The 15,814-nt window shown below is 36.8% G+C and carries 18 protein-coding genes and 1 pseudogene; 13 read left to right on the forward strand and 6 right to left on the reverse strand.

Annotation, left to right across the window (positions count from 1 at the left end):
• Nucleotides 1–165 precede the first annotated feature (165 nt).
• Genes EV213_RS20320 through EV213_RS20335 form a run of 4 tightly spaced genes read left to right on the forward strand, consistent with a single transcriptional unit; the run spans nucleotide 166 to nucleotide 3,457 of the window.
• On the forward strand, nucleotides 166–723 hold the full coding sequence (locus EV213_RS20320) for a hypothetical protein (RefSeq protein WP_133582397.1): 558 nt from the start codon (nucleotides 166–168) through the stop codon (nucleotides 721–723).
• 46 nt (nucleotides 724–769) lie between these two features.
• Nucleotides 770–1,780: a hypothetical protein gene (locus EV213_RS20325; RefSeq protein WP_133582398.1), complete on the forward strand. Its 1,011-nt coding sequence runs from the start codon at nucleotides 770–772 to the stop codon at nucleotides 1,778–1,780.
• Between the two features lie 10 nt (nucleotides 1,781–1,790).
• Nucleotides 1,791–3,149 carry a hypothetical protein gene (locus tag EV213_RS20330; protein WP_133582399.1) on the forward strand — a complete coding sequence of 453 codons (1,359 nt, stop codon included), beginning with the start codon at nucleotides 1,791–1,793 and terminating at the stop codon, nucleotides 3,147–3,149.
• Nucleotides 3,146–3,457, forward strand: coding sequence for a YkgJ family cysteine cluster protein (locus tag EV213_RS20335; RefSeq protein WP_133582400.1), 312 nt, complete (start codon nucleotides 3,146–3,148; stop codon nucleotides 3,455–3,457). Before EV213_RS20330 ends, EV213_RS20335 begins: the two co-directional genes overlap by 4 nt.
• Nucleotides 3,458–3,667: 210 nt before the next feature.
• Here EV213_RS20335 and EV213_RS20340 read toward each other — a convergent pair whose 3' ends face one another.
• From EV213_RS20340 to EV213_RS20350, 4 genes are all read right to left on the reverse strand, one after another.
• Nucleotides 3,668–4,090, reverse strand: coding sequence for a helix-turn-helix domain-containing protein (locus EV213_RS20340; RefSeq protein ID WP_133582401.1), 423 nt, complete (start codon nucleotides 4,088–4,090; stop codon nucleotides 3,668–3,670).
• Nucleotides 4,091–4,126: 36 nt separating this feature from the next.
• Entirely contained in the window at nucleotides 4,127–4,639 is a 513-nt protein-coding gene (locus EV213_RS20345; protein ID WP_279512780.1) for a DUF6431 domain-containing protein, read from the reverse strand.
• Between the two features lie 88 nt (nucleotides 4,640–4,727).
• Nucleotides 4,728–4,865: a hypothetical protein gene (locus EV213_RS20950; protein ID WP_166639442.1), complete on the reverse strand. Its 138-nt coding sequence runs from the start codon at nucleotides 4,863–4,865 to the stop codon at nucleotides 4,728–4,730.
• A 158-nt stretch (nucleotides 4,866–5,023) separates the two neighbouring features.
• A complete protein-coding gene (locus EV213_RS20350; protein WP_208112792.1) occupies nucleotides 5,024–5,263 on the reverse strand; it encodes a hypothetical protein in 240 nt (79 codons plus the stop codon).
• Nucleotides 5,264–5,344: 81 nt separating this feature from the next.
• Here EV213_RS20350 and EV213_RS20355 point away from each other — a divergent pair, with 81 nt between their 5' ends.
• Complete coding sequence (locus EV213_RS20355; protein ID WP_279512779.1) at nucleotides 5,345–5,638, forward strand: ATP-binding protein; 294 nt, start codon at nucleotides 5,345–5,347, stop codon at nucleotides 5,636–5,638.
• Nucleotides 5,639–5,972: 334 nt separating this feature from the next.
• On the opposite strand, the gene EV213_RS20360 is transcribed toward EV213_RS20355, so the two are convergent.
• Nucleotides 5,973–9,350 carry a helicase-related protein gene (locus tag EV213_RS20360; RefSeq protein ID WP_133582404.1) on the reverse strand — a complete coding sequence of 1,126 codons (3,378 nt, stop codon included), beginning with the start codon at nucleotides 9,348–9,350 and terminating at the stop codon, nucleotides 5,973–5,975.
• Nucleotides 9,351–9,439: 89 nt separating this feature from the next.
• Here EV213_RS20360 and EV213_RS20365 point away from each other — a divergent pair, with 89 nt between their 5' ends.
• The 8 genes and pseudogenes from EV213_RS20365 to EV213_RS20395 all read left to right on the forward strand — a co-directional run bounded on the left by EV213_RS20365 (nucleotide 9,440) and on the right by EV213_RS20395 (nucleotide 15,523).
• A complete protein-coding gene (locus EV213_RS20365) occupies nucleotides 9,440–10,624 on the forward strand; it encodes a sigma-70 family RNA polymerase sigma factor (protein ID WP_133582405.1) in 1,185 nt (394 codons plus the stop codon).
• A gap of 241 nt (nucleotides 10,625–10,865) precedes the next feature.
• Nucleotides 10,866–11,455 (forward strand): annotated as a pseudogene (locus EV213_RS21170) (IS3 family transposase); the annotation flags it as partial.
• Between the two features lie 414 nt (nucleotides 11,456–11,869).
• On the forward strand, nucleotides 11,870–12,331 hold the full coding sequence (locus EV213_RS20370) for a transposase family protein (protein WP_133582406.1): 462 nt from the start codon (nucleotides 11,870–11,872) through the stop codon (nucleotides 12,329–12,331).
• A complete protein-coding gene (locus tag EV213_RS21395; protein WP_133582411.1) occupies nucleotides 12,327–12,746 on the forward strand; it encodes a transposase in 420 nt (139 codons plus the stop codon). The genes EV213_RS20370 and EV213_RS21395 overlap by 5 nt, the downstream gene beginning before the upstream one ends.
• A complete protein-coding gene (locus EV213_RS20380) occupies nucleotides 12,743–13,453 on the forward strand; it encodes a transposase (protein WP_133582407.1) in 711 nt (236 codons plus the stop codon). Before EV213_RS21395 ends, EV213_RS20380 begins: the two co-directional genes overlap by 4 nt.
• Nucleotides 13,454–13,843: 390 nt before the next feature.
• The gene (locus tag EV213_RS20385) at nucleotides 13,844–14,200 is read left to right on the forward strand and encodes a hypothetical protein (RefSeq protein ID WP_133582408.1); all 357 of its coding nucleotides are present in this window, start codon (nucleotides 13,844–13,846) and stop codon (nucleotides 14,198–14,200) included.
• 472 nt (nucleotides 14,201–14,672) lie between these two features.
• Nucleotides 14,673–15,221 carry a hypothetical protein gene (locus EV213_RS20390; protein ID WP_133582409.1) on the forward strand — a complete coding sequence of 183 codons (549 nt, stop codon included), beginning with the start codon at nucleotides 14,673–14,675 and terminating at the stop codon, nucleotides 15,219–15,221.
• Nucleotides 15,222–15,313: 92 nt separating this feature from the next.
• A complete protein-coding gene (locus EV213_RS20395) occupies nucleotides 15,314–15,523 on the forward strand; it encodes a tubby C-terminal domain-like protein (RefSeq protein ID WP_133582410.1) in 210 nt (69 codons plus the stop codon).
• A gap of 93 nt (nucleotides 15,524–15,616) precedes the next feature.
• On the opposite strand, the gene EV213_RS20400 is transcribed toward EV213_RS20395, so the two are convergent.
• Nucleotides 15,617–15,814 (reverse strand): DUF5348 domain-containing protein (locus EV213_RS20400; RefSeq protein WP_243740313.1); only part of this gene is annotated, 198 nt, incomplete at its 5' end.

The raw sequence follows: 15,814 nt of genomic DNA on the forward strand, positions 1-15,814 counted from the left end.
TGTTTGGTCGGACTTACAACTTTACAGGAATGGCAGATGTTTTTCTATTACTTAGAGAAAGTTATATTGTCAAGCACTGATTATGGCGTTGAGCCTAAAATAAAGTACAATAGATGTTCTTTGCTACTGACCTAAGGCGTTATATCTATATGGAAGGAATTTGATATGATACTTGATGAGTTTGTAAAACCTTCACCAAAACAGCGCACTTCTTTGCAACATGTAGATTTTTATTATGGAGCGCTTCTATCTTTTATGATCAACAAAGGCAATCAGCCATCTTTGCTACGTGATAATGAAAACCGGCGTATGTACAATGTTCAAACTGATGAAGGTCATTATCATTTATATGTAAAGTATGCAACATCCCCTATTAAGCCAATTAGAGAAGCAAAAAAACAATGGAGCTTCACTTATAGTGGAGAAGAAGTGAATGAGATTATAAAACAGCATAAAGTTCAACCTCTGACTTTTGCTTTCGTGTGTGGCTTTCACTCAAAGCTAAATGAGAGCCACTTAGCAATACTTTCATATAATCAACTTGCTGATTGTCTTGATATTAATTATCCTAGAAAGAGTTATTATCTTAAAACTGTGTTAATAAAAAACTCACCCCTACTACGTGTCCACGGTACTGGCCGAAATGATTTTCAGGATAATAAAGATAATGCATTAAAGGTACCTAAAGCTGATTTCTCCGTTGTGGAATTCATTAACAATTAATATACGTTGTGTAAAATTTATTATAAAAACGAAAGAAGGGTGTACTATGCCTCTACCATTAATTCCAATAATCGTTGCAGGGGCTACCGCAGTATCTGCCGCAGTAGCAGGGAAAAAAGGGTATGACTCTTATAACAATATGAAAGATACAAAGGAGTTAGCAGAAAATCTTAAATACAAATACAAAACATCTAGTACGAATTTTCAATTAAGTCGTGATGATACAAATCGTACATTTGAGAATTACGGCAAAGTGAAATTAGAAATACTCGGTGGAACTATGAAGCAATTTGTAGAAAGCTTTAAACAAATTAAGAACGTAACCTTTAAAGGTGAAGCTGTAACAGATAAATTTGTTTCCAATAGTGAGATTGAACGATTTGTATTACATTTAGAGACTCAAGTTGTAAAAGCAGGGCAAATTATGACAGCTGGGGTTGCTTCTTTAGCTGGTGGCGGTCTAGCTGCAATGGGAGCAGTAGGTGCTACTGCTACGTTTTCAGCTGCATCTACTGGAACTGCTATTGCCACACTAAGTGGTATTGCAGCGCAAAATGCTACTCTAGCATTTCTAGGTGGAGGATCTTTAGCAGCTGGTGGATTAGGGGTGGCGGGTGGCACTATGGTTTTAGGTGGAATAGCTTTAGCTCCTGCTTTAGCTATTGGAAGCTTAATCTTTGCTGCTTCAACAGAGAAAAAATTGTTAGAGATGCATGCGAAGGAAGCAGAAGTAAATTCAGAATTACAGAAACTTGAGTCGGCGTCCACCGTTATGGCACAAATTAGGGCTACTACGAAAAGCATGCAAAAACTGGCCATTAGTACTGATAAATTATTAGCTTCCAACGTTGGGAAGATGGAAAATATAATTACTAACAAGGGAAAAGATTTTAGGAATTTCTCTGTTGAGGAACAAGTCATTATCCATAACAATTACAAATTAGCAATTATTATGAGAGATATTTTAAATACAACAATTTTAGATGAAAAAGGAGAATTGATACCTAATCTCCAATCAGTTATTTCGGCTGAAAAACAAAAAATATCAGCTATATAGGAGGGAGTGCATGGTCGCGTTACGTCAATCGGAGATCGACTTCATATCAGGACAAGTTGTCAGTGAAACAGTTGAAAGACAAGGAAATGCACTTATAGAAACTGTCGCAGGTTCAGAGCAGTTAACGAAAGTAGCTAAACAATACATTAATTGTGCTTCTGATAAGACTCAAGGTAGAATGTTTGAAATAATAGAAACTACAAAATTTAATGTATCTGCTGCCAAAGCTGGAAGTCTATTAAGGGCTGTAACAACTGATCAATTAGGTCAACCTCATGCAGCAGCCGATATTCTGATACGCAATCCGAAGGGTGATATTTTCAAAGAAATACAAGCAAAATCTTATAACAAAACATCTGCGACTGCCCGTGCTGTTGCAAATGCGAAATATAATGGAATGGATCGATTAGTAAACGTCGAAAATGAACAAAAAGTAAATGAATTAATAGATAAGCGTATGAATTCAAATGGTATTTACGCTGAAGATTACAAGAGTGCATATGGTTCTACTAAAGGCCAAATTGAGTATGGTGAAATTAAGAGTGGTGGAACAACTTATGATGAATCAATACGTGCTGCAAAAGATCCAGAAACAATTGTAGCTGAAATGAAGAAGACTGAGTTTATTTCTGGTGCTAAAAATGCAGTGTTAAGTGGTGCGTTAGCAGGGGCCTTTGTGGGAGGTACTGTAAGTGCAGCTCAAGGTGTTTTTAAGCGTGATTTCTGTGTGAAGGAGACAGGAAAAGCTGTTGTTAATAGCGCAACACGTGGTGCTATTATAAGTGGTGTATCCTATGGTTTAAAGTATATTGGAAAGAATAACCCTATAATGTCGGGGAATGTGGTTACAGCCCTTGCAAGTTCTGCTGTCAATATTACAGAACTTACATATAATTTTTTAACCAATAAAATTTCGACAGAGGAATATATCGAGGGTTTAGGCTCAAATGCTGTTAGTTGTTTTTCCGGTATTGTAATGACTGCTGCTGGAGCCGCTCTATTTGGTCCTGTAGGAGCTGCTATTGCAGGTACAGTTACGTTGATCGGTATGAAACAAATTTATAAGGTATTCATCAATGCAAGAGAAGATTTGCAATTAGCAAAAGAAGCGCGCCTCCAAGCAGAAGCTTTATCTAAAATAATCATTCATCAAATTAAAGAAGAAGAGAAATTATTAATTGCATATTATAAGGAATACGAGACTAGTTTTAGTGAATTGAAGAAACTTGTTGATCTTACTATTATTGACTCCGGGCTAACAGAAAAAGCAATTGTGTCTTTAGCAAATGGACTAAATGTTAAATTCGAATACGAGCAGTTTAATGAGTTTGAGGCATTCATGTTAAGTGATGATGAGCTGGTTTTATGATACTATTTCCATGTACATCTTGTGGAGCTTGTTGCTTATCCATAGATGGTATCGAGTTTTTAGAAGAATATAATCAAAACGGAAAGTGTACTAACTTAGAGAACAATCAATGCTCCATTTACGAATCTAGACCCTTGTTATGTAAAATTGATGAATCATACGATAAAATTTTTTCATCGTATATGTCTAAGGAAGAGTTCTATCGTCAAAATGCGGTTGCCTGTAACAAATTACAAGAGAAATTAAACATTGATATTAAATATAGGGTTCATATCACTAACGTTGCATTAATTAAGATAGAAAAATAAAAATACACAAAACATTATAAAAGCAGGTGCACAAGAAAAAAACTTTAACAATGGAAAGATAGGTGATTTCTGTTAAAATCCAATGCCAAAGATACTCTGTAGACATGTATATTTTACTTCCGTAATTTGGTGAATAAATAGGAGCATTGATTTAAAAAACTCACCGCCTATTTTGGTCACGTAGGTCAAGACGCCTATACAAAAAAGCTGTCAACTGAATCTTAAACAAAAATAATGCTCCTCGCACAGTTGATTGAAATGGAAAGCCTTCATGAGATAAACGACGGCTCGTTTCAGTACACCTTTTTCTACAAGGCCATCCCACTCGAGGATTTGTATAATGGAGGCAATACTCCTGCTTGGCACTTCACGTCTCAGTAAAATCGCCTGTACAAGCACTTTATCCTGTCGTTCCTCTGGAACTGAACGATACGGCTTTTGTTTTAACTCCTCAAAGCCGTTCTCCTTAAATTGCGAGAGATAACGACGAAGGGTGCGCACTGAAAGTCCATGTTGCACACAAATTTGCTTGAGAAGTCTGCCTCTCTCCTGATTATCCAGTTCTTCATTTAATAATGGCGCAATCATCTGAAAGCGATTCGTTGCTTTTTCTTCTGCTTTTGTTCTTCCCATGGGTCACACTCCTTTTTCTGATAATAGAAGTGTAAATTATGGATAAGTGGACAAAAACGCAGAACGGGTATGTACCCAAAAATGATGATTCGCAACTGGATGGACAATTTTCCCCAGCCATCCGCACGCTGTGCCGAACCATTGTCCAATTCGTTTATGCACAGGCAACAGGCGACTGGACAGGTCATCTGTTGAGGTCTCATTCTGCTCAAGTTGAATTAGTAAGGATTGAAGAATGAACAGCCAGTAATCTATCAATTCAAAGAACCATTTCCTCCACCGGTAGATCGTAGATTCATCAGCTGCCACCGTTAGGTGGGACGTTTGAAAAATAGTCTCTTCAATGACTTCTGTAGCGTAACGTTTATATGGAATCATCAGTTTAGGTAGCTCGTGGTGAATCTTTGTACACTGCTGGCAACGCAGCCTTCTGATGATAAACGTTCTGGCCATGCTTCTTTCATCTTTTACCTTTCGTTCTCTTGAACCGATGACCTTGTAGACCCGTTGATTAAAACAGGGACAAGGAACCTTTCCTGCACATTTAATAAAAAACGCCTTTCTCGGCGGATTCCACTATGAAATAATCATTAACAATAATCATATTGTTTGAGGGACGTCTTCCGTCGCGCCACTGCTAATGGCCGGCATTAAGGAAGGCGTCTTTTCCTTTCTTCAGGGTGATTAAGGACATTATATGCGTCAACCCCCGGACAAACAACACCGTCAACATATGGACGTTATTAAGAAGCATTAACATTCGATAATGAATCATACAAAAATAACCTCCTACATAATAATGGCACCCCCAGAAGGAGTGCTCATTTATTATACAGAAGGTGAGCACGGTACATCGCTTGGCATTCACTGGTACAATCTTTGACATTCGTTGGTAAGATCTATGTCAATGATGGTGCATTTCATTGGCCGTAATCATCTTCTGAAGTTCTTTGTGAATCCTCTCCCAATCCACCGGATAATAGCCTTTTTCCAAAACAGAAATGCATGTAACCAGGCGTTTGTCATCGTACCATTTAGAGATAGAACCCCTCGGGCCTTTGAACGCTGGATAACGCCAGCGACAGTATTCCTGGAATGACCTGTACTCGCACTGATCGTTCGCTGACTTACACCATCCAAATGGAGCTCTAGAATCTTACGACAATTAATCACATAAAAACCCTCCCTGTACATAGATATCATGCGACAACGCATGCATCTTAAGTATACAGGGAGGATTTTTAAGAAGGCATTTTGGCTCTCTCGTCCGCAAACGATGGCTTAAAGTTCCGCAACCGGTGGTTTAAAAGTCCGCACAAGTGGCTCATTTTATCTGCAATACTCATTTTTCAACTGATTCATCAACTATATGAACAGAGCTCGCTGATTTTAACGTCTAATCGTAGCCCTGAGGAATGGACAGAGATCGTCGGTAACCAAGGAATGATGACAGCCATATTGGACCGTCTACTGCATCAAGTGGAGGTCATCCACTTGAACAATGAGAGTCATCGATTAAAGCATCAGCAGAAGATATTTAAAGACTAAAAAGTGTCCAATTGGGGTTGACGGTTACAATGCCCCTGAGACTGATTCCCTCATCGTGGAATTCCAAGATTTTTCGATAATGAATCATACAAAATAACCTCCTACATAATAATGGCACCCCCAGAGGGAGTGCTCATTTATTATACAAAAGGTGAGCACGGTACATCGTTTGGCATTCACTGGATAATGGTACATTTTGTTATCTGCAATTATTTACTATAGCCCTTGATAACATCGCGAGATAGGCCCATTGCTTCTGCTATTTTTTTATAGCCAACACATTGATACCTCAAAACTTTAATCTGAATGATCCTAAAAATGATATACCTTCCTGTTACGTAAGTGTTCCACTTGCCCCAGAACTTTTCTTTCTGTATCTTTCTATTCTCTCTGTTTTCCTTTTTTCTAACGCTTGTTCCACTTCTTTTGGTAATTCTCCTAAAAAATATTCCTCAATATAATTCCAAAACTCATCAGTTTCCATCTTTTCATTTTCAAATAAAAACTTCAACATTTCAACTGATGTATTATGTCGTTCATGCACATTCTCTAGTATGCTATTTTTGTAACTCTTCGGGGCATTTAACACTTTTTCAATTTGATACTGTGAACCGACACGTATATAAATTTGTGGATGGTCACCACCTTTAACTTCATAAAGAGCTAAGTCCATCATTTCAAGCATTCCTAGGACCAAAAATAACTTCGCAGTGCCAATCTTATCTTGTTTACGAATAAAATATTCCAAGTAATTCACTTGATTTACTTCTTTGGAATTATGAAGAATTTTCTTTACCTCGTTTAAAATAAACTTTGTAAACCCGCTCAGTGCAGGTAATATCTTGTAAGATGTTTTATTTCGATACTCATTTTTAATTAATATATTTGTACGCTGTGTGCTTGAGGAGTTCATGATATTTTCATATTGGGTTATACTCTCAAGCAACTGTATTACAAAGGATTCAGCCTTATAAGAAGAGAAATTCAACGTTTTTACCAAATTGCCTTCAATATCACCTGTTGTAAACACTTTCCGCTTAATAATATACGTTGAAAAAATTTTATTTAATTTTTCCAACGAACTCTCTAAATCCCGTAAAAATTGTGCCTGAAATCTATTATTCAGCTTTAAGTTGATAATAAAAATCGAATCTAAATGGGTCAGTATCTTATTATTGAGCTCATATGCTTTCTCGTGTAACAATCTCTTAAAGTTTGGAAATGATAGATGACTATACAGGTCCTTCCACATTGCATCCAAAAATACCTTGTATACACTGGAATATCTTTCTCCTATTAATTCGCAGTGCTTTTCAATATATTTTCCATACCGTTGATTAAGCAGATTTTCTTGTTCATTAAGCACCTTAAAATAATCTACAGTAAATATACTTCTAGGGCGTGCAACTATAGGAGAATATTTAAGTGGTGAATTTATAAAACCCTTTTCTATTATTAACAACGCGGTTTTTAACTGATTATCTAATTGATCACTATTCACAGATCCAGTATCATCTTTCTTGCCTTGAAATATATAATGAAACTCCTCCGCACTCACTAATAAGTGACGAGCATTTTTTTGACCACTTCTTTGTTTATACAAGTCTAATACTTTTTGCATAACTTGAATAAGCTGAGATTTTCTGAGTGTACTAATACCATGAAGTCTATTGACATGTTTAAAGTCTTCCTTTAAAAATGAAAATGATGCCTGTCCCACTTTTTCTGGATCCCTGGCGGCCCTCCCAATTTCCTGAACATAGTCACAAACGTTTCCTGTAGGAGCAAAGTGAATAACCGTATCAATATCTGGAATATCTATTCCCATTCCAAAAGCTTTTGTTGCCAACATTACTTTTGAGTTCCCATCCTTAAAACGTAAGAAACTCTCATTTTTCTCTTCTTTCTTTAATCGACCATAATACTCACTTACCTTATCTGTTATGGATTGGTCAGCATATCTTTCTAGAAAGTTCTTAAAGTTAAAAATAGATTTTACGAGTGGAAAATAAATCAAGACTTTTCTACCGTGAGATAATTCAAACTCAATATTTTTTAATAGAAGTGTATGTTTTATTTTTAAATACTCATTATCGGTAGATGACTCCTTTTCCACTTTATTAATATTCATGTGAATATTATCCCGCTTCACATAACCAAAATAATTAATTGGGTTATTCAATAACAAACTATCCCGTGTTTCTGCATACATGTCCTCGATCCCGCCATAAATTGCTGTAGCTGTAAAAGTAGCAATAGGAAACCGATGCTTGGAGGTAGTTTCTTCTATCATTTTCCCATTTTTATACTGTATTCCTCTACGTATTTTTTGTAAGTAGTCACCTAAGTACCAATAGTCTGCGCGAAATGCTTTACCCCAAGTTGTTACAATGTGAGCCTCATCAATAACAAATAATCCTATTTCCCTATCACCAATTAATGCAGTAATTTCCGCACGGCTCAATAATGTTTCAGGTGATATGTATAATATAGATATTTCTTTATCAGCTATACGTTGTGCAATATTAGCTTTCTCCATGGGTGAGATTTCAGAATTTATTGTCCCAGAAAAAGTTACATTTTTTTCTTGTAAATTATAAACTTGGTCTTTCATTAAACCGATAAGCGGAGATATAACAATGGTCAAAAAATTGTATTTTTCCGCTAAATAAATCGCAGGGACTTGAAACATTACAGATTTACCTGCACCTGTCGGAGCAGTAACAAATACGTCCCTGAAATCCGGAACATCTTTATTACCCTTTGCTTGGTCTGCCTGCATCACTATAGAGTCTATTATTTGCATTTGTGATATATTTTCTGTTTCTTTTTTATCAGTTAAGGAATCAACATTCTTATAAACGCGCAAGTTTCTGTAAGAATTATATCCCCAATATCTTTTTAAGATATCTAAATATGCATGTTCTCGTTCAGGAGAAATTAACTGTTCTGGAACAACTTTTAATACGCGATATATCTTTAATTCTGGGAAATAGTTCTTTAAAACATGTATTTTATCTAGATTTACTTGCGCAGTGTAATTAGCAGTCTTATGATCTATCCAACTCAAGTAAATCTCTTTAGGTAAATCTTTTTGGAGATTTGACAATAAATCATAAAAATCAAGTGCCATTTCTGCTCCAATTTCTACAAATGGAACATTTGCATCTATCGAATCATACTCCAATTGAACTTCACTATTTGAAAATAATGATACCTGTTCATATTTTTCTTCATCTATATATGACACAAAACAATTCCCGTTATTAGAAAGCTCAATGCTAGAATAATAATCATTTAAATAGTCATTTTCCAAGTATTGATCGCTTTTTTCTTCTCTTTGAAATAGTTCAATGTGATGTGGTGGTATCCTATATTCAAGTGGATAATACGAATCGAAAAGATTGTTATTAATAATAATCGTTTTAGTGAAGGACTGGAAGTTATCCGATGGGATTGTTGCAAATTCCTCAAATGTAAGCCATTTATTGTTACCCTCTAAAATAGTTGTTACAAACTGTACAATCAAATTTTGCCTTTGATTATTCAATTCATGTAAAGGTGTTCCTAACGCAATAGGAAATAGTTTATCCTGCTCTAACATTTGTAACCAATCGTGCGGAAAGCCTTTGAATACAAAAGTTATCTTTATTTCATTTGCATAGCGATCCCTTAGTTTTTGAAATTCTTTTAAAAAGATGTTTTTCAGCACTAGTTTCACTCCCACTTAAATATATATATATGGTACCATTGTATTATACTACTAAAAATATTGGAACATTCCGTAAAGGGTGCTAGAAAATGCCGGACAATTTGAAAACTATTTTTGACCACCGTTTATTAAACTTTAATTCAGAATCAGTTATTAATGTTGAGTGGCTATGTAATCTCTACAAATTAGAAACCGGACAAAATATTAACACTGATAAAGTTATCTCGTATTTAAAACAAAAAGGATATTATAAATACAAGTCAACTGTGACACCAATAAAATCAGTGCTAGATAAGGAACATTCATCCAGTGATAATAAAATTGTGCAATCAAAACCGCTATGCGATGATACAATTAATAATTCAAATACTAATGAAGTACTAGCAAAGTTTAATCCCAATAATCTTCTAGATGAACTTGAAAATGATACTATCGACATTTCTAATATAACTTACAACGACAATCAAAATCTCTTAAAAAAAATCAAGTCTGAAGAAGATGATCTAGCTCTTGAATTACTTATTACAGCCAACTTAAAACTCGTGAAAAAGATAGCAAAAAAATATATGGGGATTAGACATAAATTAGAATTTGATGATTTGGTAAATACGGGTGTTATAGGAATGATTAAAGCAATTGAGCTTTTCGATTTATCACTGGGTTATTCTTTTTCCACATATGCTACTTTTTGGATCCGCCAATCCATTACGCGTTACATTAATGATAATGGCTATACAATTCGGATTCCTGTTCACCTACACGAAACAATTAATAAACTAAGAAGGTTTGAAAGAGACTCACTAAAAGCACATGGCAATATTGACATCAAGCACATAACTAAAAGCTTAGATATAACAATTGAGAAGTATTATGAACTTAAAAATATCGAATATTCTTTTCTTAACATTTATTCATTAAATTTAATCGTATCTGATGAAAATGATGATACCGATTTAATAGAATTAGTTATTCCTTCGATGGATATGGATTTTAATATAAGTCTTCTAGAATCAAAGAATCCAATTGATCAAGTAATTGAAAACGATATATATAACACCTTACTTGACTTAATAAACGAATTGCCTAATAGACAAGCAGAAATAATAAAAAAACGTATGGGGTTTGAAGATGGAGAGCCAAAAACATTAGAGGAAATAGGGAAAGACTATTCTGTTACTCGTGAAAGAATACGTCAGATTGAAAAAAAGGCCATTTCTAAATTGCGGGGTCTGTTAATCTATAAGAAAATTGATCAATTTGACTTGGTCCCCTGATCTATAAATACTGTCAGTTTTTCAAAAAGTTAAAAACGCATACAAACAAGACTCTGGAGACAACCCTATGGTTTTGATGTACCTTCTATCTTTGCACCTTGATAAATTGTTTATTAAATTTGCATTCAATACCTGTGCCATCTAGCAAAGCTACAACCACCGTCTCTACTTAATATACAGTCATCTTTTCGACTAGTTTAAAAAATAGATCCTTGTCGAAGTGTTCAATCGGTTTGGCATTCGTCGTATTGGCCGCATCATGAAAGAAGAAGGCTTGGTTTCTAAATATACGACCGCTCAATACAAGTACAAAGAAACGACCTGCAATGAATCTAGCGTAGGAAACGAGCTAGATCGTAACTTTCAACAAGGATAAGAATTGAGCGTTGTGGTGAGCAACCTGACTTAAGTCCGTGTAGGAAACAAGTGGTACTACCTTTGTATTCTTCTAGATCTTTATAATAGGGAGAACATAGGATTTAGTTCCGGAACAAAGTTAAGATGTTCAACTCGTTCGCCGTGCCTTCGTTAGAGTCCCATATAAACTGTACGATCTAGAAATGTTCCATACGGATCGTGGAGGAGAGTTTGTGAACCAAGATATATAGGGGGCTTTAAAGTCGTTTCAAATCCAGCGTTAATCGATAAAGGGACCCCTTACGATAATGCCGTAGCAGAGGCGTCTTTCGAATGTATCAAAACAGAGTTCGTCTATTGACGTGTCTTTGACAGTGCAGCCACATTAAATATGGAATGGTTTGATTACGTAAATTGGTTCAACACAAGAGGATCCATGGATCATTATTATTTATTTATGTTCACCAAAAATGAATTACGATGTTAACAAAGGTTCCTAGACATTTAAGAGGGTTTAAGACCAAATTTTAATAAATTGAAAGAAGGAAATCGGGCAGGCAGTTGCTCAGCACCAATTTCCTTCTTATCATGTTCTTATTATTATGAATTAATAATACCAATAAAGACTAATTAAAGCAAGGAGGCAAAAGTCATGTTAGCTTAATTGAACAATTCAGTTTTAAAAAACAAGCATGATTTTACAATTGATGGCCAATGTTGATGAATATGTGAGCGTCTATGGACGTAAGTACTGGCGTCTAACTGGTTGTAGATATTATGCCGGGGACGCGTGAATTTTTATATTAAGCACTAAAAAAATAGGCTCTTACGGAATCTTGGTGATTATTTCCTTGAATAACGGGTAGGGTTGTGCAAGGAGTGATCATCATGGGACTTGAAACATCATTTGATACTCGCACGGAGATCATGTACCAAGAAGAAGATGCCAACACTTTTTCTATGGTCATGAATGTAACTTCACCACATGCCAAGTGCCCTCACTGTGGTACGAATTCGAGTCGGCGCCATAGCCGTTATACGCGGAAGATTCAGGATGTGCCTATGGTTGACAAAGAGGTCCACGTTCTTTTGTGCTCAAATAAATGGTTTTGTACGGGGGCTTCGTGTAACGCCCAGATTTTCACGGAGCGTTTCCCGTGGTTGGATGCGTATCGAAGACGAAGCAAACGCCTTGAAGAGAAGTTGACAACAATGGCGTATTCTATGAGTTGCTTACAGGCAGAAAAAGTGTGCAAAAAGCTTCATATGCCTGCCAGCCATGATGCGCTATTGGATTTAGTGTACCGGGAAGAGGTGGTAGAGGCCACGCCTCCCTTTCGTCGGGATTGACGATTTCGCTTTTCGCAAAGGCCATGACTATGGCACGCTTCTCTGTGATTTAACTACGCATGCCCCCATTGACGTTTTGCCAGATCGCAACGAAGAAACGGTGAAGGAATGGTTTCAAAAACGTCCATTCATTCAACTGGTGACAAGGGACTGGAGCCAGTCATTTCAAAAAGAGATCAAGCGTGCTCTTCCCTATACACAACACATTAGTGACCGTTTTCATCTTGTGCATAACCTTGGTTCCCTGTTGAAGCGAATCCTACAAAAATCATTGCCAAACCGAATTCCTAAAGAACCTACTGTCCAGCCCGTGTCTTCGGAGCCAACAGACCCAGTCAAACAGGTCAGGGATCCAGAGAATGGTCAGAAAGCGCGAAAAAGAAGTGGGAGATCGCACTCCGGGTCAAAGAATTGAGGCAAAAAGGTGTCCCTTATCTACGAATTGCCCGGCAATTTGAGATGAGTAGACAGACGGTTAAAAAATACGAAACGATGAAAAGGCCGCCTGAGACAAGAAGAAGAAGGCGTCCTCATGAGATTGACCCTTTCCTCTCTTATTTGGACGAGCAAGTAAAGCTCGGGCGCACGATTGATGCTATTGAAGGCTCGATTCGTGAAAAGGGATACCGAGGAAGTTATCGGGCTATACGGAACCATGTGTCGGACGTACGACGTCAACATTCCGACAGAAAAGAACGTTTTCTGTCGCGGAAACACGTGTACCATCTATACTGGAAACCTCTTGTCGATTTGACTGAGAAAAAAAGACACCTTTTAAATCAGGTATTAACTTTGTATCCTGAAACCAAAGAGATTTATGGGTTTGTACAGCTATACCGAGACATGATTCGAACAAAGGACAAGGAGATTTTCCATTATATTCTCCGGATGGGTGATACAGTTAGCCGCCCTGAGCTCAACTCATTCATCAAACAGATGAAAAAGGAAAAATCATCTATTAAGGCAGCACTTGTCTACTCATACAGCAACGCCGTCTTAGAAGGCCAGGTCACTCGCTTAAAAATGATTAAACGCCAACTCTACGGCCGCGCTAGCGTAGAATTTTTAAAAAACGGGTACTCTATCAATTTTGAAAAAAGGAATCTTGAGGTTCTAAACTAGGTTGTCATGTTTCACGAAGTGTACGTAAGAGCCAATTGGGGTTGACGGTTACATATAGATTATTTTAGGGAGGCTGTTACAAGCCTCCCTATCTTTTGGAGGCAAGAAATCCGTCAAGTTTAGGAAAAAATGAACCATCAGATTCTGCACATTATTGAGTGTAATTAACACCTAAACTCCTTTCATTATCATTAAAGATACCGTATCATCGCATATAAAAAGGAGAACTAGATGAAAAAACTATACATTCCGTTTGGACTAATAATAATTCTTTCTTGCATATATTATTTTTATTCGCAACAGTACTATATCAATAAAAATTAAATAGGAGAGGGTATCAAGGCATATATTGATGAGAATGGAACCCGGGGCTCCTACGAAAATATTAGAATGCTTAAAGTTAAAAATGTGGCTAATTCAGGTAATTATTATGCTCTCTTTGAACTTGATGGAAGGATTGGTACAGCTAACTTAGAAGAGGGATTTAATGACCAATTAAAAATAGAAAGTGTAGGTCATGGATCAGACCCTAACTATGTTACTTATGAAAGCTTACGCGTTGGTGACGATAGTTACGGCATTGTTATTGGAGCGAATACGTCTGGCGAACTCAATAAGATTAGTATTCAAATTGAATTTGAGTTGTACAGCTATAATGTTGACGTATCCAATAATAATTATTTTATTGATGTTCATAAAATGCCTGATGGATTAGAAAAAATTAATCCGGCTATCATTAAATATTAAAAAGTTAGCGTACAAAATTCCAGTTTAAATTGATGCTTAGCCAATGCACAAAAGAAATCAAAACTTTAATGTTGTGTTCTTTTGTGCATTGGAATTACCTTAGCGGTTGAAAGTGTGTAGTGCAAAACAAAAGTGCATGCCCATAGAGGCTCCATGTCAATTTGCATTACTGTGTAGGTGCAATTGCAATGTTATGCATTTCTACATTGCCTAACACAGCTGTGATGTCTTCGTTTAGTTGTAAGTGTAGTAGAAGAAGAGTCCTCCTTTCTATTGACTCTTGAAAGTCATCATAACCCCCTCGCACTCACCACGAATGCTGAGGGGGTTTCATTATAATGGGTTGCCTTATTATATGGGTTTCATTTACAATTAAGGGATCAAAGGGAACCGATGCTGATTTCCATCGTCAAAGCAATAAGGCAACAAGACGAACGGGGCAATGATTTTACCGTTACTAGGAGGGTGAGGTATGAAGAAATCAGAGAAAATGAACGAGAATGAGCTAGGGACTAAGCAAGAGTGTCGTCCCCGAGATGAAGGTCCAATTCTTGAGAACTCGAAGCAAGATGTGATGACATCAGAGGACAGCCAAGAAGAAAAGTACATCATTGACATCCAAAGTGAAGACGATCTGAAGTTATGGTTATGGGATGTGGATGAAAATGATCCGAAATATCATGAGATGCTAAAAGGTCTGGAAATTGAGGATACCGAAAATACGCACGTGGAACTGGTATCAATGGATGAGTTTACAATGAAAAAAGAGCGCAATATTGATGAGATGTCAGAAGAAGAAGTCGCTGTTGAGCTGGAACGAATGGATAAGATCGTGGAGGCGCAGCGAAAAGTGCTAGAAAAAATGGGTCAACCAAAGCCAAGAATGGTTGAGGTGAATGAGGAAGGACACATCATCGTTGACCTTAATAACGAAGCCGATATCAAATTATGGAACCTCGAAGACGACCCCGAGTTCCAAGAGATCTTGAAGGAACACAAGAGGAAGAATGAGAAGGACTAAACAGTCGCTTATCAACGTTGCTGCAAATCTCTTCACATGGTCTAAGTTTCTTCCGAACCATGTGCAAACTACAATAGAAAGGGGCTTTTTTTATGCAAACCTATACCTTCTACGAACCATTCTCATTAACCTCTGCGACTTTGATGAATGTAAAAAGCGAACACGATGCCCCTATAGGCTACATCCAAAAACAATATGACAAGAAAATTCACCGCTACTATAGCTTGGTCATGGATAAGCTTTTTGTTCACTACGTTTTCGTGGATCATGAGCAGCAGAAGACTGTTAATGACACTAAATAATGTCCAAAAACTGACGTATCATTTTGTCCTACTCTTGACGGATTTATTGCCTTTTATTGATAGGGAGGCTTGTAACTGCCTCCCAAAAACAATCTATAGACCAATATGATAGGTTTCATTTTGCTTCAAATAAAAACGGACATCCTGATGACCAGTGATAATGTACCAATCCATACCAAGCTCCAGACGACAGGATAACACTTTTCCATAACCGAGGTACAAATCGAACCATTCACCACACCCCAGTTTGTAACCTGCCTGATCTCCCCAATCAACGATCCAACAATCGAG

The organism is Aureibacillus halotolerans, from assembly GCF_004363045.1.
Taxonomy (GTDB): domain Bacteria; phylum Bacillota; class Bacilli; order Bacillales; family DSM-28697; genus Aureibacillus; species Aureibacillus halotolerans.